The sequence below is a fragment of the Sinomonas halotolerans genome (assembly GCF_039615075.1).
Classification (GTDB): Bacteria; Actinomycetota; Actinomycetes; order Actinomycetales; family Micrococcaceae; genus Sinomonas; species Sinomonas halotolerans.
Genome location: NZ_JBDFRB010000014.1, coordinates 41688 through 58080 on the forward strand (window position 1 = coordinate 41688; position 16393 = coordinate 58080).

17 protein-coding genes are annotated in these 16393 nt (G+C 73.0%); 14 read left to right on the forward strand and 3 right to left on the reverse strand.

Annotated features, from left to right (window positions below):
* The first annotated feature begins 6 nt into the window (after window positions 1-6).
* Window positions 7-417, forward strand: a complete 411-nt coding sequence (locus ABCQ75_RS13495) for a DUF302 domain-containing protein (protein ID WP_345885971.1) — start codon at window positions 7-9, stop codon at window positions 415-417.
* A gap of 143 nt (window positions 418-560) precedes the next feature.
* Complete coding sequence (locus ABCQ75_RS13500; protein WP_345885973.1) at window positions 561-2243, forward strand: ATP-binding cassette domain-containing protein; 1683 nt, start codon at window positions 561-563, stop codon at window positions 2241-2243.
* A gap of 102 nt (window positions 2244-2345) precedes the next feature.
* Here the strand turns inward: ABCQ75_RS13500 and ABCQ75_RS13505 are convergent, their stop codons facing one another.
* Window positions 2346-2999 (reverse strand): aspartate/glutamate racemase family protein, encoded by a 654-nt coding sequence (locus ABCQ75_RS13505; RefSeq protein ID WP_345885974.1) that lies wholly within the window; start codon window positions 2997-2999, stop codon window positions 2346-2348.
* Window positions 3000-3167: 168 nt separating this feature from the next.
* Here ABCQ75_RS13505 and ABCQ75_RS13510 point away from each other — a divergent pair, with 168 nt between their 5' ends.
* Entirely contained in the window at window positions 3168-5174 is a 2007-nt protein-coding gene (locus ABCQ75_RS13510) for a penicillin-binding transpeptidase domain-containing protein (RefSeq protein WP_345885976.1), read from the forward strand.
* 88 nt (window positions 5175-5262) lie between these two features.
* Here the strand turns inward: ABCQ75_RS13510 and ABCQ75_RS13515 are convergent, their stop codons facing one another.
* Window positions 5263-6090 (reverse strand): CPBP family glutamic-type intramembrane protease, encoded by an 828-nt coding sequence (locus tag ABCQ75_RS13515; RefSeq protein ID WP_345885978.1) that lies wholly within the window; start codon window positions 6088-6090, stop codon window positions 5263-5265.
* A gap of 136 nt (window positions 6091-6226) precedes the next feature.
* Between ABCQ75_RS13515 and ABCQ75_RS13520 the strand changes: the two genes are divergently transcribed.
* From ABCQ75_RS13520 to ABCQ75_RS13545, 6 genes are all read left to right on the forward strand, one after another.
* A complete protein-coding gene (locus tag ABCQ75_RS13520; protein ID WP_345885980.1) occupies window positions 6227-7570 on the forward strand; it encodes an MFS transporter in 1344 nt (447 codons plus the stop codon).
* A 77-nt stretch (window positions 7571-7647) separates the two neighbouring features.
* Window positions 7648-9126: a bifunctional phosphatase PAP2/diacylglycerol kinase family protein gene (locus tag ABCQ75_RS13525; RefSeq protein WP_345885981.1), complete on the forward strand. Its 1479-nt coding sequence runs from the start codon at window positions 7648-7650 to the stop codon at window positions 9124-9126.
* Window positions 9127-9153: 27 nt separating this feature from the next.
* Complete coding sequence (locus tag ABCQ75_RS13530; protein ID WP_345885983.1) at window positions 9154-10092, forward strand: ABC transporter ATP-binding protein; 939 nt, start codon at window positions 9154-9156, stop codon at window positions 10090-10092.
* A gap of 12 nt (window positions 10093-10104) precedes the next feature.
* Window positions 10105-10968 carry an ABC transporter permease gene (locus tag ABCQ75_RS13535; RefSeq protein WP_345885985.1) on the forward strand — a complete coding sequence of 288 codons (864 nt, stop codon included), beginning with the start codon at window positions 10105-10107 and terminating at the stop codon, window positions 10966-10968.
* A 44-nt stretch (window positions 10969-11012) separates the two neighbouring features.
* Complete coding sequence (locus ABCQ75_RS13540; RefSeq protein WP_345885986.1) at window positions 11013-11744, forward strand: glutamine amidotransferase; 732 nt, start codon at window positions 11013-11015, stop codon at window positions 11742-11744.
* A gap of 10 nt (window positions 11745-11754) precedes the next feature.
* Window positions 11755-13026: a M18 family aminopeptidase gene (locus ABCQ75_RS13545; protein ID WP_345885987.1), complete on the forward strand. Its 1272-nt coding sequence runs from the start codon at window positions 11755-11757 to the stop codon at window positions 13024-13026.
* Window positions 13027-13108: 82 nt separating this feature from the next.
* On the opposite strand, the gene ABCQ75_RS13550 is transcribed toward ABCQ75_RS13545, so the two are convergent.
* Complete coding sequence (locus tag ABCQ75_RS13550; RefSeq protein WP_427916107.1) at window positions 13109-13438, reverse strand: YnfA family protein; 330 nt, start codon at window positions 13436-13438, stop codon at window positions 13109-13111.
* A 264-nt stretch (window positions 13439-13702) separates the two neighbouring features.
* Between ABCQ75_RS13550 and rpsF the strand changes: the two genes are divergently transcribed.
* From rpsF to ABCQ75_RS13575, 5 genes are all read left to right on the forward strand, one after another.
* Window positions 13703-14008, forward strand: a complete 306-nt coding sequence (rpsF, locus tag ABCQ75_RS13555) for a 30S ribosomal protein S6 (protein ID WP_345885990.1) — start codon at window positions 13703-13705, stop codon at window positions 14006-14008.
* Between the two features lie 66 nt (window positions 14009-14074).
* Window positions 14075-14692 (forward strand): single-stranded DNA-binding protein, encoded by a 618-nt coding sequence (locus tag ABCQ75_RS13560; protein WP_345885992.1) that lies wholly within the window; start codon window positions 14075-14077, stop codon window positions 14690-14692.
* Window positions 14693-14756: 64 nt separating this feature from the next.
* Window positions 14757-14996 (forward strand): 30S ribosomal protein S18, encoded by a 240-nt coding sequence (gene rpsR, locus ABCQ75_RS13565; RefSeq protein WP_010144869.1) that lies wholly within the window; start codon window positions 14757-14759, stop codon window positions 14994-14996.
* Window positions 14997-15014: 18 nt separating this feature from the next.
* Complete coding sequence (rplI, locus tag ABCQ75_RS13570) at window positions 15015-15467, forward strand: 50S ribosomal protein L9 (RefSeq protein WP_345886002.1); 453 nt, start codon at window positions 15015-15017, stop codon at window positions 15465-15467.
* A 179-nt stretch (window positions 15468-15646) separates the two neighbouring features.
* Window positions 15647-16327: a CE1759 family FMN reductase gene (locus tag ABCQ75_RS13575; protein WP_345886004.1), complete on the forward strand. Its 681-nt coding sequence runs from the start codon at window positions 15647-15649 to the stop codon at window positions 16325-16327.
* Window positions 16328-16393 lie beyond the last annotated feature (66 nt).

Genomic DNA, 16393 nt, shown 5'->3' on the forward strand with positions numbered 1-16393 from the left:
AGCGGCATGGCCTACACCCTCAGCACCCAGGTTCCCCTGCCCTACACGGACGCGATCGAGGCCGTCCGCGCCGCCCTCTCCGACCAGGGCTTCGGCATCCTTACCGAGATCGACGTCCGCGCAACCTTCAACCAGAAGCTCGGCCCGGAGGCCGGCGACGCCGTGGGCGACTACATCATCCTCGGCGCCTGCAACCCGAGCCTCGCAAGCCGCGCCCTCGCCGCGGAGCCGGAGATGGGCGCGCTGCTGCCGTGCAACGTCGTCGTGCGCCGCGCGCCCGGTGCCGAGGCGACGACCATCGAGGCGATCGACCCGCAGACCATGGTCCAGCTCAGCTCGAGCGGGCACGTCCAGGAGGTTGCGGACGACGCCGGCACTCGCCTCCGCGCCGCCCTCGCTGCCGTCTCGTCCCGGTAGGCAGGAGGTGGCCGCTTGTTGGGCGGGAGGTGGCCGCGTGTTGGGCGAAAGGTGGCCGCTTGTTGGGCGGGAGGTGGCCGCGTGTTGGGCGAAAGGTGGCCACGCGTGGGGGGTGGGAGACAGGTCCGCCCTAGACTTGCCCGGTGGCCCACCTCGACCTCTCCGGCATCGACTACTTCCTCTCCGACGGCACCCAGCTGCTCAACGGTGTGTCCTTCAAGGTCCCCGACGGGTCCAAGACCGCGCTCATCGGCCCCAACGGGACGGGGAAGACCACGCTGTTCAAGATCATCGCCGGGGACCTCGTCCCGGACGAGGGCACCGTGGGCCGCTCGGGCTCCATGGGAGTCATGCGCCAGTTCATCGGGCACGTCCGGGACGACTCGACGGTGCGGGACCTGCTCCTGGGGGCCGCGCCGTCGGACCTCGCCGCCGCAGGCCGCGCACTCGACGCCGCCGAGCTCGCCATGATGGAGGACGACGGCGAGCCCACCCAGATGACGTACGCCCACGCGATCGCCGAGTGGGGGGACGCCGGAGGCTACGAATGGGAGACCGTCTGGGACGAGGTCACGATGGCGGCACTCGGGGTGCCGTACGAGCGCGCCCAGCACCGCGCGGCGTCGACCCTCTCGGGCGGCGAGCAGAAGCGGCTGGTCCTCGAGGCCCTCTTCGCCGGCCCCGACGACCTTCTCCTGCTCGACGAGCCGGACAACTACCTCGACGTCCCGGGCAAGCGGTGGCTCGAGGCCAAGCTGGCCGACTCCCGCAAGACCGTCTTCTTCATCAGCCACGACCGCGAGCTGCTCGACAACGCCGCCGAGCGCATCGTCACGCTCGAGCCGGGGATCAACGGCGCGAGCGCCTGGATCCACGGCGGCGGGTTCGGTTCCTACGTGGACGCCCGGGCCGAGCGGAACGCGCGCTTCGAGGAGCTGCGCAAGCGCTGGGACGAGGAGCACACGAAGCTCAAGGAGCTCGTGACGATGTACAAGACGAAGGCCGCGTTCCGCTCCGACATGGCCAACCGGTACCACGCGGCCACGACCCGGCTCGAGAAGTTCCTCGCCGCCGGCCCGCCCGAGGCCCTGCCGGTCGAGCAGAACGTGCGCATGCGGCTGCGCGGCGGGCGCACGGCGAAGCGGGCTGTGGTCGCTGAGAGGCTCGGCCTGACCGGGCTCATGAAGCCCTTCGACGCCGAGATCTGGTTCGGCGACCGGGTCGCCGTGCTCGGGTCCAACGGCTCGGGCAAGAGCCACTTCCTGCGCCTGCTCGCCCTGGGCGGCACCGACCCCGAGCGCGAGCACCTGCCCGTCTCGGATGTCCAGATCGCTCCCGTCCCGCACGAGGGCACCGTGAAGCTCGGGGCCCGGATCCGGCCCGGATACTTCGCCCAGACGCATTCGCGCCCGGACCTCGCGGGCCGGACCCTGCTGGAGATCCTGCACCGCGGCGACGAGCACCGTTCGGGCCTGGCCCGCGAGGCCGCCGCCGGGGCCCTGGACGGCTACGGCCTGGCCGGCGCGTCGGAGCAGAAGTACGAGTCCCTCTCCGGCGGCCAGCAGGCCCGGTTCCAGATCCTCCTGCTCCAGCTCTCCGGCGCGACGCTCCTGCTCCTCGATGAGCCGACGGACAACCTCGACCTGCACTCGGGCGAGGCGCTCGAGCGGGCCATCGACGCGTTCGAGGGCACCGTCCTCGCCGTGACGCACGACCGCTGGTTCGCGAAGTCCTTCGACCGGTTCCTCGTCTTCGGCGCGGACGGCGCCGTGCGCGAGGCCTCCGAGCCCGTGTGGGACGAGGGCCGGGTGGAGCGGGAGCGGTAGGCCTCGGGCCGTACTGCGTCCCCAACTGCACAACAATGGCGCCTCACGGGCCGTTCAGGCCCTGCGGCCGCCCTGGGTTGTGCAGTTGGGCACGCGTCCCCCTCACGCAGCCGCAGACCCCCGAGCGGCGACGGCCGCGACGAGCGCCGCCCCAGCCGCGACCACGGGATCCACCACCGGCACGCCGAGGGCGGCCCGCAGGTGGTCGGCGAGGCCGATGCTCGTGAGCGCGGCGGAGGCCAGCAGGATCACGTCCGCCCCCGCGTCCCGCAGCCGCCGGGCCTCCTCGGCCGCCTCGAGCGCGCCGGACGGCGAGTGGAACCCGCTCGGGTCCGTCACGCCCTGGACGGTCGCGGTGAGTGAGGGATGCCCCGCGAGCCCGTCGAGGACAGCGGCCGGGATGGTTCCCTCCACGCCGAGCACCCCGACGGTCCCGCCGAGGGCGCGCGCGGACGCCGCACCGGCGGAGCCGGCCCCCACCACGGGAACGCCCAGGGCCTTCCGCGCCTCGGCGAGCCCGGGGTCCGCGGTGCAGCTGATGAGCACGGCATCCACTCCGGCCTCCATCTCCCGCGCGAGCGCGAGGACCTTCGGCGCGGCCCGGGCGAGTGTGCAGCCGTCGTGGACGCCGGTCGGCTGGTCGGCGATGGCCCGGGAGACCACCGTGAGCCCGTAGGCCTGCTCGAGCGCATGGGCCTGCGCGTGGCGCAGCCTCGGATCGGATGTGGTCAGGGCGCGGATGAGCGCGACTCGCATGGTTCCCCCTCGTCGATGTGGTGCTTCACCGCCCACGCTAGGCGCGCCGCGTTTCGTCGCCGTGACGCGCCAGTAACGATCGCCGCCAACGGTCGTCTGCTGCGATCGCGCCCACCCGCCACGCGACGCGCAGCGCCCCAGGCCGGGCGCCGCCGTAGGCTGGGCGCCATGGGGAGATTTCGCGTGGTCTCGGTCCTGCTCGCGTCCGCCCTGGCGGCCGCGGCGCTCGCCTCGTGCGACGACGGCCGCCAGGACGCGGCCCGGGAGGCCGCCCGCCGGCTCGCCGCCGCGGTCTCGGCGCTCGACGTCGGGGCCGTGCCCCTGCAGGGCGTCGAGCCTTCCACGGCACAGGAGCAGCTGGCGGCCGCCGTCGAGGGGCTGGGCGATGCCACCCCGGCCGTGAGCGCCGGCGAGCCGCGGCTGGACGGCGACAGTGCCGACGTCGACCTCGACTACACGTGGACCCTCGGCGGCCACGAATGGAAATACCGCACGACGGCGCAGCTCGCCCGGGAGGGCGACGAGTGGCGCACGCTGTGGCGGCCGGAGGCCCTCGCGCCCCAGCTGGGCACCGACGAGGTCCTCGTCCTCGCCGCCACGGCGCCCGAGCGTGCAGACATCCTCGGCGCGGGTGACGCGAAGCTCGTGACCGCGCGGCCGGTGCTGCGCGTGGGGATCGACAAGGCGAAGGTGACCGCGGACAGGCTCGACGCGGCGGCGAGGGCGCTCGCGAAGCTCGTGGGCATCGACGCGGCCGCGTACGCGCAGCAGGCGGCGGCCGCTGGCGAGAAGGCGTTCGTCGAGGCGATCGTGCTGCGGGACGCGCCCGGCCGGACCCCCACGGACGGGCAGATCGCAGCAGTCCCCGGTGCCATCACCGTCAAGGACACCTTGGCCCTCGCGCCCACGCGCACGTTCGCCCGCGCGCTGCTCGGCACGGTGGGCCAGGCGACGGCGGAGCAGATCGAGGCCTCGGACGGCACCCTCCAGGCCGGGGACGAGACCGGCGTGGGCGGGCTCCAGGCCCAGTACGACTCCCAGCTGCGCGGCAAGGACGGCGTGACCGTGTACGCGCAGCCCGCCGGCCTCACCGCGGAGCAGCTCAGCGCTGCGCCGGACGCGCGGCGCACGCTCTTCGAGGCCGCGCCGGTCGCGGGCACGCCCCTGCGCACGACCCTCGACCCTGCCCTCCAGAAGCTCGCGGAGGACACCCTCGCGGGTGTGGGCCCGGCGTCGGCCATCGTCGCGCTGCGCCCATCGGACGGAGCCGTCCTCGCCGCCGCGTCCGGCCCGGGCAGCGACGGCTACAACACCGCGATGCTGGGCCAGTACGCCCCCGGCTCGATCTTCAAGACCGTGGACGCGCTCGCCATGGTCCGCAACGGCGCGACCGCCGCCACCCGCGTGGAGTGCACCGAGGCCCTCACCGTGGAGGGGCGGACGTTCCGCAACGCCCCGGGCTATCCTGCGGCCTCACTCGGGGACATCACACTGCGGGACGCCTACGCGCACTCGTGCAACACCGCGTTCATCGCGCAGCGGGAGACGGTCTCACAGGGCCAGCTCGAATCCGCGGCGACCTCCCTCGGCGTGGCCGTGGACCACCCCGGGCTCGGCGCTGCGGCGTTCCTCGGCTCCGTCCCCGGCAGCGCGGAGGGGACCGAGCACGCGGCGTCGATGATCGGGCAGGGCCGGGTCCTCTTCTCTCCCCTCGCGGCCGCGGTCATGGCCGGCTCGGTCGCCAAGGGCGCCCCGGTCGCCGCCCGGCTCGTCCTCGCCCCGGTCGGGAGCGGGACCCAGGGGAGCACGACGGCGGGCGGCCCGACGGGGGCGGCCGGGTCGCCGTCGTCGGGCCCCACCACGCCGGCACCCACCGCGAGCCCAGCGGCGGAGCCCGGCCCACCGCTGACCGGCGCCGAGGCGGGCGTGCTCCGGGACCTCATGCGCGCCGTCGTGACGAGCGGGCACGCCGGCTTCCTCGCCGACGTGCCGGGCGCGCCGGTGGGCGCGAAGACAGGCACAGCGGAGTTCGGGTCCGCGGACCCGCCCAAGACGCACGCGTGGATCATCGGGACGCACGGGGACCTCGCAGTCGCGGTGTTCGTCGAGGAGGGCGGGCTCGGCGCGACCGTCTCGGGGCCCCTCCTGGACCGCTTCCTCACCGCGGCACGCTGACCGCCCCTTCTCCGCGAATTGTTGAGTTGAGCAGGGTGCACGGCGTCCCGACCCTGTTCAACCCAACAATTGCGGATAACCCGGGGGCTCAGACGAGGAAGATGGGCAGGGCCTCGGGGTGGTGGGCGTGGACGATCACGAGGAACACCACGAGGTCGAACAGCAGGTGCACCGTCACGACGTACGCGAGCGAGCGCGTGATGGAGAACGTGAAGGCCTGCAGGAGGGCGAACGGGATGGTCAGCGCGGGCCCCCACTCGCGGTACCCGAGCTCCCACAGGAACGCGACGAACGCGACGGACATGAGCACGTTGGCGAGCCAGTCCGGGAAGTGCCGCCGCAGCAGGACGTAGACAGTGCACACGAAGAAGAGCTCGTCCCAGATCCCCACGGCGTTGACCCCCACGAACAGCCGCGCGATCTCGTCCGGGGCCGCCACCGCGGGCCAGTTCCGGTAGGCGCCGGATGTGATGAAGTAGAACGGCAGGATGAGCCACGCCGCGGCGATGACGAACACGAGGTAGGCCCACTGCACGCGGCTCCACCGGTGCCCGGCCCGCCAGGGGAAGGAGACCGCCCGCTCCCGGAAGACGTACCGTGACACGAGGTACGGCACGGCCACGGCGAGTGAGAGCACGGTGCCCATGAGCGCCATGTTCGGGTAGGAGATGTCCGCCTCCACCGAGATGGTCGAGACGATCACGAGCCCCGCCGCGATGAGCGCGAGGCTGCGCAGCAGCGCCCGGTCCACGCCGAGGGCCAGCACGAGCCCGGCGGCCATGACGGCGTAGCCGGGCAGCGGTTCGCGGAACACGTAGAGCACGACGGCGGAGCCCACCACGAGCGCGGCGGCGGCGGTTCCCAGCGGGCCCACCCGGGTGGGGGCGGGGACCTCGCGGACCTTGGCGCGCACCATGGCCCCCAGCCTACCCACGGGCGTGAGAGCATGGGCGTGTTCCGGCAGGACCGCGGGCCGGGAGGCCCGTCCTGACGGCGCTGCAGCCGCGCCCGCCGGCACGGCTGCCCATCGGCACATGGGGGTTGTCACGGCTATGAGCGAACCGGTTCCACCCATGGCGGTGCGCGAGGCCTCGGGCCGGGACGCGGTGCGCGCGGCGGCCCTCGCGGTGTTCGCGGTCTTCGCGACCAACGGCTTCGTCTTCGCGAGCTGGGCCGCGCGCATCCCCTCGGTCACGGACATCCTTGCCCTCAGCACCGGCCAGATGGGCGCGCTCCTGCTTGTCATCGCCGTCGGCTCCCTCGTGGCGATGCCGCTCACGGGGACCATCGCGGAGCGGATCGGCCTGGCCAACACCGTCCGGCTCGGGGGCTTCGTCGCGGCGGTCGCCGGGTCCGTCATCGCCGTCGGGCTGCTCATGGCCTCGGTGCCCGTGGTCGCGGCGGGCCTGGCCCTCTTCGGCGTGGGCGTCGCGCTGTGGGACGTGGCCCAGAACATCGCGGGCGCAGACGTCGAGCACCGGCTCGCGCGAACCATCATGCCCCAGTTCCATGCGGCGTTCAGCGGCGGCGCATTCCTCGGGGCCATGGTCGGGGCGGGACTCAGCGCCGCGGACATCGCGCTTCCCGTGCACCTCTTCGCGATCGTCGCAGTGGTGCTCGCGGTCGTGGTCGTGGTGCCGGGCTGGTTCCTCGCGCACGACGCCGACCCCTCGCCGCCCGCTTCCGCCGCACCCCAGGGCCCTGAGGGCACGGGCGCTGGCCGCCGGGGCGGGGCCCTCGCGGCATGGCGCCATCCCCGGACGCTCCTGATCGGGGTGGTGGTGCTCGGTGCGACCCTCACGGAGGGCGCCGGGAACGACTGGATCTCCAAGGGGATCGTGGACGGGCTCAGGGCGAGCGAGTCCGCTGGCGCGCTGCTGTTCGGCGTGTTCGTGGGGGCCATGACCCTGGCCCGCTGGTTCGGCGGGGGGATCATCGACAGGATCGGCCGCGTGGCCGCCCTGCGGATCAGCATGGTCTCCGCACTCATCGGCCTCACGGCATATTCCCTTGCAGGCACTTACTGGCTCTCGGCTGTCGGCGCCGTGCTCTGGGGGCTCGGCGCCGCGCTGGCCTTCCCGCTCGGCATGTCCGCCGCCGCGGACGATCCCCGCCACGCCGCCAACCGCGTCTCGGTGGTCTCCACGATCGGGTACATCGCGTTCCTCGCCGGCCCGCCCTTCCTCGGATTCCTCGGCGACCACGTGGGCCTCCGCCTTGCCCTGCTGGCCATCCTCGCGCCCATCGCGCTGGCCCTCCTCCTCGCAGGCGTCACCCGGAAGGAAGCCCCGGACCGCGCTGCCAGTCCCGACGAGCCCGGCACCCCCGTCATGCCCGCCAGTCCCGGCCAGCCCGCGCCTCTGCCTCCGGACAGCCCGTCCGGGCGGACGCCCTAGCGGTGTGCGCCATGACAGCGCCCCGTCCCCGCCGTAGGCTCCGCCCGCCGGGGAGGCCCTTCCATGCCGTGGCGGGCATGGACCGGGCCATCGTGCGGAGGGTCGCCGCCCTGCCGCGCGGGCCGTGGGATCCCGCCCTGTCCTGGCTCACGCGCGCGGCGACCAAGGCCAGGCTCTGGATGGCTGTGGCCGCCATGCTCGCCCTCCGCAAGGGCTCCCCGCGTCGGGCCGCCGCGCACGGGCTCCTGGCCCTGGCCGTGGCCTCGGCGGGCGTGAACCTCGTGTTCAAGACGCTCCTGCCCCGGGCCCGCCCCGAGCCGCACCACCTGCCCGTGCACCGCTTCCTGCACCCGCAGCCCACGAGCTCGTCCCTCCCGAGCGGCCACTCCGCCTCGGCCGTGGCTTTTGCCACCGGGGTCGGCATGGTGAGCCCGCCGCTCGGGCTCGCCCTGGCGCCCGTGGCGGCCGCCGTAGCGTACTCGCGGGTCCACACCGGGGCGCACTGGCCCAGCGACGTGGCCCTCGGCTCGGCCCTCGGCGCCGGCGCAGCGCTCGTGACCCGCTCGTGGTGGCCGCGCACCGAGCAGCCCCCGTCCCAGGAGCCGGCCACCGCGCCCGCGCCGCCGCTGCCCCGCGGCCGGGGACTCGCCGTCGTCGTCAATCCGCTCAGCGGCGAGGCGCAGGAGGACGTGCGCGCCGCGCTTGCCCGCCTCTTCCCCGAAGCCGCCGTGCGCGAGCTGGCCCTCGGCGAGAACGTCGCCGCGGTGGCCGCCGCGCTCGCACAGCGGGAAGGCGTCCGCGCGCTCGGGGTGTGGGGCGGGGACGGGACAGTGGGACCTGTCGCGGGAGCCTGCGCCGACGCCGGCCTGCCGCTCGCGGTGCTCCCGGGCGGGACGTTCAACCACTTCGCGCGGGACGTGGGCGCCCTCGAGCCCGTGGACGTCGGCAAGGCGGTCGAGGAGGGCCGCGCGCTCCGCTGCGACCTCGGGCGCGTGCTCGCGGTCCGCGGTCGCGGTGCCGAGGAGCAGGAGAGCGCGGCGGTCATGCTCAACACGGCGAGCGTGGGCATGTACCCGGACTTCGTGCGCCGCCGCGACCGCCTCCTGCGCCGTGTCCCGCTCCTGCGCAAGCGCGGGGCCGCCGCTGTCGCCGCGCTGCGGACCTTCGCCGGGGCGGAGCCCACGCGCCTCGACGTAGACTCCGCACCGCACCGCCTCTGGACCCTCTACGTGGGCCGCGGCCGGTACTGGCCGCGGGACCTCGCCCCGCTCGAGCGGCCGATCCTCGACGACGGCGTCCTCGACATCCGCTCGATCAGCGCGGACCCGCCCCTCGCCCGGCTGCGGCTCGTCGCCGCCCTGGTCACGGGCACCACCTCCCGCAGCCCCGTGGTGGCCACGCGGGAGGCGCGGCGCGTGGACGTCGCCGCGCGGGACGGTGCGCTCGTGCTGGCGGTCGACGGCGAACTGGTCGCCGGGGTGGGCCGCGCGGCGCTGTGGACGGAGCCGGGCGCCCTCACGGTGTACTCGCCGCTCGCGCCGGAGCTGGCAGAGTAGTCTCGGGATCCAGCCGAAGGGGGAGCGATGATCCAGGCGCAGGACCTGGCCAAGGCCTACGGGGCCAAGACGGCCGTGGACGGGGTGACGTTCACGGTCCAGCCCGGGCGCGTGACCGGCTTCCTCGGGCCGAACGGTGCCGGGAAGTCCACCACGATGCGGATGATCATGGGCCTCGACGCCCCCACGCGGGGCACCGTCACGGTGAACGGCGCACCCTACGCCCAGCACCGGGCGCCGCTGCGCGAGATCGGCGCGCTGCTCGAGGCGCGGGCGGTGCACCCGGGCCGGAGCGCCTACCACCACCTCCGCGCCCTCGCGGCCACGCACGCGATTCCGACACGGCGCGTGGACGAGGTCATCGAGCTGACCGGGCTCGGGGCCGCCGCCCGGAAGAAGGTCCGCGGCTTCTCGCTGGGCATGGGCCAACGGCTCGGTATCGCCGCCGCGCTGCTCGGCGATCCGCAGGTGGTGGTCCTCGACGAGCCGGTCAACGGCCTGGACCCCGAGGGCGTGCTGTGGGTCCGCAACCTCGTCCGGCACTTGGCCGCCGAGGGCCGCACGGTGTTCCTCTCGAGCCACCTCATGAGCGAGATGGCCCAGACTGCGGACCACCTCATCGTGATCGGCCGCGGGCGCATCATCGCCGATGCCCCCATCCAGGAGATCCTCGACGGCCAGGGCCGGGCGCGGACACGGGTCCGCACCGACCGCCCCGCGGAGCTCGCGGCGCTCCTGGCCCGCGACGGTGTGGCCGTGCAGAGTCCCGACCACGAGCTCCTCGAGGTCACCGGCCTCGAGCCGCGCGAGATCGCCCGCACCGCCCTGGGCGCCGGCGTCCTCGTCTACGAGCTGACGCCCCTGCGGGCCAGCCTCGAGGAGGCCTATCTCGAGCTGACGAAGGACGACGTCGAGTACCAGTCCCAAGCCCACGCCGCACCCGCGCCGTCGTCCGCAGAAGAGTAGGGGAGACGCACCGTGAGCGCCACCAGCACCGAACCGGCCCCGGCGGCACCGGACCGCCAGCTCATCGGCCCGAGCTTCCCCCGCGTCCTCGCCGCGGAAGCCCTCAAGGCCCGCACCGTCCTCTCCACCCCGGTCCTCCTGGCCAGCGCCGCCGGCCTCATGGTCGGCTTCGCGGCCCTGCAGGCGTGGGGGCTGGGCCAGTTCAAGCAGGCCGCCGAGTCCGATCCGGAGGCCGCGGCTGCCTTCGCGCAGCAGGGCCCGGACGTCTTCCTCTCCGTCCCCGCCGCCGGCGTGTCCTTCAGCCAGCTCATCGTCGGCTCCCTCGCCGTGATCCTCATCGCGGGGGAGTTCACCACGGGCCTGTCCCGGGCCACCTTCGCCGCGGTGCCCCGGCGCCTGCCGGTCCTCGCCGCGAAGCTGCTCATCGTCGTCGTGCTCGCCTTCGCCGTGACCTACGCCGGGGCCCTCGTCGGCGGCCTCGCGGCCACGCCGATCATGGCGGCCTACGACGTGCAGGTCGACCTCGCCTCGTGGGGCGTCCAGCGGGACATCCTCCTCAACGGCGCGTTCGTGGCCGCCGTGGCGGCGATGGGGCTGGCCCTCGGCGCTCTCCTGCGCAACTCCGCCGGGGCCATCGTGACGCTTGTCGCGGCGCTGTTCGTCCTGCCGATCATCGCCCAGCTCATCCCGGGGGACTTCTTCGAGGAGGCCCGCAAGTACCTGCCCACCTCGGCTGCGAACGCGATGCTGCAGGCGGGCAGGGACGTTCCGGCGGAGGGGCTGCTCGAGCCCGGTCAGGGCGCGCTCGTCCTCGCCGCCTACGTCGCCGTGCTCCTGGCGGGGGCATTCGTGAGCCTAGCAAAGCGGGACGTGTAGCCGGCTTCGTGCCACTCCTGCCCGCTGTGGCGCACAATGGCCGTATGAGGCCCTTCCTGCTCCTGGCCTCGCGCGAGCACGATGTCGTGGCCGATGACGAATACCGCGCCTTCTGCGAGTACTCGGGCCTCGGGCCCGAGCAGCTGCACCGCGTGCGCGCCGAGGCCGGCCCCCTGCCGGAGATCCGGCTCGAGGACTACGCCGGCGTGATGCTCGGCGGGAGCCCGTTCACGGCGTCGGATCCGCACGAGTCCAAGGGCGGGGTCCAACGGCGCGTCGAGGCCGAGATCTCGGCACTTCTGGACCGGATCGTCGCCGAGGACTTCCCGTTCCTCGGAGCCTGCTACGGCGTCGGCCTCCTCGGCACGCACCGGGGCGCGGTCGTCGACCGGAACTTCGGCGAGGCCGTGGGCCCGGTCAAGGTCCGGCTGAGCGCCGCGGGCCTCGCGGACCCGCTGTGCGCGGGCATCGACCCGGTCTTCGACGCGTACGTCGGGCACAAGGAGGCCGTGCGCCGGCTCCCGCCGGACGCGGTCCTGCTTGCAGGCTCGGACACGTGCCCTGTGCAGATGTTCCGGTTCCGCTGCAACCTCTACGCGACGCAGTTCCATCCGGAGCTGGACCTGGCCGGGATCGAGCGGCGCGTGGACGCGTACCGGCATTCCGGGTACTTCCCGCCGCGGGAGGCGGAGGCCGTCAAGGAGCGCGCCCGCGGCGCCTCGGTCACGGAGCCGCAGAAGGTCCTGCGCAATTTTGTGCGGATCCACGCTGGCTAGAGTGGTGGCCATGCCTACCGCCGCGCACCTGCACGCCCTGGACCTCGGCCGCTTCGTCACGGCCTCGCCCTCGAGCTTCCACGCCGCGGCGGAGGGAGCGCGCCGGCTCGGGGACGCCGGGTTCCGGCTGCTCTCCGAGGAAGAAGACTGGCCCACCGCGCCGGGCGGCTACGCGGTGGTGCGGGACGGCGCGCTCATCGCCTGGTCCGTGCCGGACGGTGCGGGCCCGCTCACGCCGCTCCGCATCCTCGGCGCCCACACGGACTCGCCCTCGTTCAAGCTCAAGCCCAAGCCGACCACGGGCCGCCTCGGCTGGCTCCAGGCGGGGGTGGAGGTCTACGGCGGGCCGCTGCTGAACTCATGGCTGGACCGGGAGCTCCGCCTCGCCGGCCGCCTCGTGATGCTCGACGGCGCCACGCACCTTGTCGCGACCGGTCCCCTCCTGCGCTTCCCCCAGCTCGCGATCCACCTGGACCGCAACGTGAACGAGGGGCTCGCCCTCGGAAGGCAGCAGCACATGAACCCGGTCTGGGGGCTCGGCGACCCGGGCTCGGCGGACCTCCTCGGCCTCCTCGCGGACGCTGCCGGGGTGGACGCCCGTGAGGTGGGCGGGTTCGACATCGTCGTGGCGGACGCGCAGGAGTCCGCAGTATTCGGGGCCGAGGGGGAGTTCTTCGCCTCCGGCCGCCTCGACAACCTCTCCTCGGTGCATGCCGGCCTCACGGCACTCGCGGGGTCGCAGGGCGCCGGGGACTCGATCGCGGTCCTCGCCGCGTTCGACCACGAGGAGGTCGGCTCGGCGTCCCGCTCGGGCGCTTCCGGGCCGTTCCTCGAGGACGTCCTGGCCCGCATCGGCGACGCCCTCGGCGCGACGGCGGGGGACCGGCGTCGTGCGCTGGCCGCCTCCTGGCACCTCTCCGCGGACGCGGGCCACGCTGTCCATCCCAACTACGCCGAGCGGCACGACCCCGCGAACCACCCCGTGCTCAACGGCGGTCCGCTCCTGAAGATCAACGCGAACCAGCGCTACGCGACGGACGCCCCGGGCGCGGCGCTGTTCGCGCGGCTGTGTGCCGAGGCCGAGGTGCCGTACCAGGAGTTCGTCTCCAACAACGACCTCCCGTGCGGCTCCACGATCGGCCCGCTCACGGCGACGCGGCTGGGCATCCGGACGGTCGACGTCGGCATCCCGCTCCTGTCGATGCACTCGGCGCGGGAGCTGGCCGGGGTGCAGGACCCGTGGCGCCTGGCGAAGGTTGCGGAGCGCTTCTTCGCCGGCTGAATCGCGTGGCCAGATCTCACCCCTCGCGTGGCCAGATCTCACCCCTCGCGTGGCCAGTTCTCACTTCTCGCGTGGCCGGTTCTCACCCTTCGCGCGGGGCGAACATGATGAGCGCGACCCCGAGCAGGCAGATCGCGGCGCCCGCGAGGTCCCAGCGGTCCGGCCGGAAGCCGTCCACCACCACGCCCCACGCGAGGGAGCCGATGATGAAGACGCCCCCGTACGCGGCGAGGACCCGGCCGAAGTGCGGATCCGGCTGGTAGGCCGCGACGAACCCGTAGGCTCCCAGCGCCATGACGCCGAGCCCGGCCCACCACCACGGCCGGCCCTCGCGCACGGCCTGCCACACGAGCCACGCGCCGCCGATCTCGGCGACGGCGGCGAGGGCGAAGAGGGCGGAGGAGACGAGGATCTTCACAGCCGCCAGCCTAGGCCCGTGCGCAGGTCGGGCCTTCTGCGCCGGCCGGCTGCCCGGCACTTGTCCTCCACAGGCACCCGCTGGCGCGAGTCCTCCACATACGGGTCGTGGCGGCTCGCCGCGATCCGGTAGGATAGTGCAGTCTGTGTTCCAGAGGCCGGACCTTCGGGTGCGGCACTGGATGCACGGGCACACGCACATGAACCTCCTGTTGCGGAGATACCGCAACCGCTTAGCCCAAAGGAGGTGGGTTCACTTATGCGTCCTTACGAACTGATGGTTCTCATTGACCCCGAGGTCGACGAGCGCTCGGTCCAGTCCTCGCTGGAGAAGTTCCTCTCGGTGATCACCACCGACGGTGGAACCGTCGACAAGGTGGACATCTGGGGCCGTCGTCGCCTCGCGTACGACATCAAGAAGAAGAACGAGGCCGTGTACGCGGTCGTCAACTTCACCTCTGAGCCGGCCACGGCCCAGGAGCTGGACCGCCAGCTCAACCTCAACGAGACGATCCTGCGCACCAAGATCATCCGTCCCGAGGACCAGAAGGTGTCCGCCGAGTAGTCTTGGCGTGATCCCCTCATCCAGTACGACGATTCGCAGTACGCAGGCGCGGAACCAGGAGGAAGCATGGCAGGCGAGACGACCATCACGGTCATCGGCAATCTGACGAACGATCCCGAACTTCGGTTCACCCCGTCGGGTTCGGCCGTCGCCAACTTCACCGTGGCCTCCACGCCGCGCACGTTCGACCGCCAGAGCAACGAGTGGAAGGACGGGGAGACCCTGTTCCTCCGCGCGTCCATCTGGCGCGAGGCCGCCGAGAACGTCGCCGAGTCCCTCACCAAGGGCATGCGCGTGATCGTCTCGGGCCGGCTCAAGAGCCGTTCGTACGAAACCAAGGAAGGCGAGAAGCGCACCGTCATCGAGCTCGAGGTCGACGAGATCGGCCCGAGCCTCCGCTACGCATCCGCGAAGGTCAACCGCACCCAGCGCTCCGGCGGTCAGGGCGGGGGCAACTTCGGCGGTGGCGGCGGGGGCAACTTCGGTGGCGGCGGCCAGTACGGCGGCGGCAACGCCGGCGGCAACTGGGGCGGCGGCCAGGGTTCCCAGAACCAGGGCGGCGGCTCCGGCGGCAACTGGTCCGGCGGCGGCGCCCAGCAGCAGCAGGACGACCCGTGGGCGACCCCGGGCGTCAGCAGCTCCGGAGGCTGGGGCAACGGCTCCGACTCCGAACCGCCTTTCTGATCCACACTCAATCCACCATCCCGTGGCATAGACCACGGGCTCCACGACTCTAAGGAGCTCCACGATGGCCAAGGCTGAAATCCGCAAGCCCAAACCAAAGTCCAACCCCTTGAAGGCCGCTGACATCACCGTCATCGACTACAAGGACGTCGCCCTGCTGCGCAAGTTCATCTCGGACCGCGGCAAGATCCGCGCCCGTCGTGTGACCGGCGTGACCGTGCAGGAGCAGCGCAAGATCGCCCAGGCGATCAAGAACGCCCGTGAGGTTGCCCTGCTCCCCTACTCCGGCGCTGGCCGCGGCTGAGAAGGGAAGCAATAAACCATGGCAAAGCTCATTCTGACGAACGAGGTCTCGGGTCTCGGCGCTGCCGGTGACGTTGTCGAGGTCAAGGACGGCTACGCACGCAACTACCTGCTGCCGCGCGGCTTCGCGCTGCTCTGGACCAAGGGTGGCGAGAAGCAGGTCGAGCAGATCCGCGCCGCCCGTGCGGCCCGCGCCCACAAGTCGCTCGAGGCCGCTCAGGCCCAGGCTGCTGCCCTCTCCGAGAAGCCGGTTCGGCTCGAGGTGAAGGCCGGCAAGGAGGGTCGCCTCTTCGGCACCGTCCGTGCCGAGGCTGTTGCCGGTGCTGTCGAGGCCGCTGGCCTCGGTGCCATCGACAAGCGCAACGTCGCCCTGCCCGGTCAGATCAAGACCACGGGCAAGTACGAGGTCTCCGTGCGCCTGCACGAGGACGTCTCCGCTGTGGTGGCCCTCGAGGTCGTCGCCGCGAAGTAGTCCTCTGCGATGCCCCGCTCGGCGGGGTGCTGGACGTGAAGGGCCCCTACTGCACTGCGGTGGGGGCCCTTCTGCATGCCCTGGAACTGCGGGGAATAGCCTTGGGCGCCGGGACGTTGGGCAGGTAGATGCAAACGCATGAACCGTGCAGTCAGCGGCCTACCCCGAAGCGAGGAACCATGGAAGCCACGCCCGAAGCCCCCGCCATCGTCGTCCTCTCCGCAGGCCTCGGAGTGCCCTCCTCGAGCCGCCTCCTCGCGGACCAGCTCTCCGCGGCCGCCGTCCGGTACGCGAGCGAGGCGGGACTCGAGCCTGCGGTGAGGGTCTTCGAGCTGCGGGAGCTCGCCGTGGACATCGCCAACAACTTCGTCACGGGCTACGCGGCGCCGTCCCTCGCGGAGGCGATCAGCGCTGTCGAGAGCGCCGATGCCGTGATCGCCGTGAGCCCGGTCTTCAGCGCCTCCTACAGCGGCCTCTTCAAGTCGTTCATCGACCTCCTCGACCCCAAGTCGCTCGACGGTACCCCTGTTCTCCTCGGCGCGACCGGCGGCTCCGAACGGCACAGCATGGTCCTGGACGCCGCGATGCGCCCGCTCTTCGCCTACCTGCGCGCCCGCACCGTGGCCACCGCCGTCTACGCGGCCCCCATGGACTGGGGGCAGGGGCCCGCGGGGACCGGGGCGGCCGGTGGTCTCACGGCCCGGATCGAGCGGGCTGCCGCCGAGCTCGCCAAGGAACTGGCCGCCGGGCGCGTTCCCGGCTCGGAGGCCTCCCGCTCGGAGTCCGCCCGGACTGCGTCGACCCGCCCGGAGGACAAGTCGTTCGAGGAGCTGCTCGCGGGCCTCACAGCGGCCCGCTGAGACTGCTGGTACCTGCCCGTCGGCGGGGGGCGCCGGCGGACTCAGGGCGTGACCAGCGGCGCGGGG

Bases quoted from the DNA above. Each gene is read 5' to 3' on its own strand.
- ABCQ75_RS13540 (WP_345885986.1), top strand. From the start codon at position 11,013: ATGAGGCCCTTCCTGCTCCTGGCCTCGCGCGAGCACGATGTCGTGGCC.
- rplI (WP_345886002.1), top strand. From the start codon at position 15,015: ATGGCAAAGCTCATTCTGACGAACGAGGTCTCGGGTCTCGGCGCTGCC.
- ABCQ75_RS13515 (WP_345885978.1), bottom strand. From the start codon at position 6,090: ATGGTGCGCGCCAAGGTCCGCGAGGTCCCCGCCCCCACCCGGGTGGGC.
- ABCQ75_RS13575 (WP_345886004.1), top strand. From the start codon at position 15,647: ATGGAAGCCACGCCCGAAGCCCCCGCCATCGTCGTCCTCTCCGCAGGC.
- ABCQ75_RS13505 (WP_345885974.1), bottom strand. From the start codon at position 2,999: ATGCGAGTCGCGCTCATCCGCGCCCTGACCACATCCGATCCGAGGCTG.
- ABCQ75_RS13520 (WP_345885980.1), top strand. From the start codon at position 6,227: ATGAGCGAACCGGTTCCACCCATGGCGGTGCGCGAGGCCTCGGGCCGG.
- ABCQ75_RS13545 (WP_345885987.1), top strand. From the start codon at position 11,755: ATGCCTACCGCCGCGCACCTGCACGCCCTGGACCTCGGCCGCTTCGTC.
- ABCQ75_RS13495 (WP_345885971.1), top strand. From the start codon at position 7: ATGGCCTACACCCTCAGCACCCAGGTTCCCCTGCCCTACACGGACGCG.
- rpsR (WP_010144869.1), top strand. From the start codon at position 14,757: ATGGCCAAGGCTGAAATCCGCAAGCCCAAACCAAAGTCCAACCCCTTG.
- ABCQ75_RS13525 (WP_345885981.1), top strand. From the start codon at position 7,648: ATGGACCGGGCCATCGTGCGGAGGGTCGCCGCCCTGCCGCGCGGGCCG.
- rpsF (WP_345885990.1), top strand. From the start codon at position 13,703: ATGCGTCCTTACGAACTGATGGTTCTCATTGACCCCGAGGTCGACGAG.
- ABCQ75_RS13510 (WP_345885976.1), top strand. From the start codon at position 3,168: ATGGGGAGATTTCGCGTGGTCTCGGTCCTGCTCGCGTCCGCCCTGGCG.
- ABCQ75_RS13530 (WP_345885983.1), top strand. From the start codon at position 9,154: ATGATCCAGGCGCAGGACCTGGCCAAGGCCTACGGGGCCAAGACGGCC.
- ABCQ75_RS13560 (WP_345885992.1), top strand. From the start codon at position 14,075: ATGGCAGGCGAGACGACCATCACGGTCATCGGCAATCTGACGAACGAT.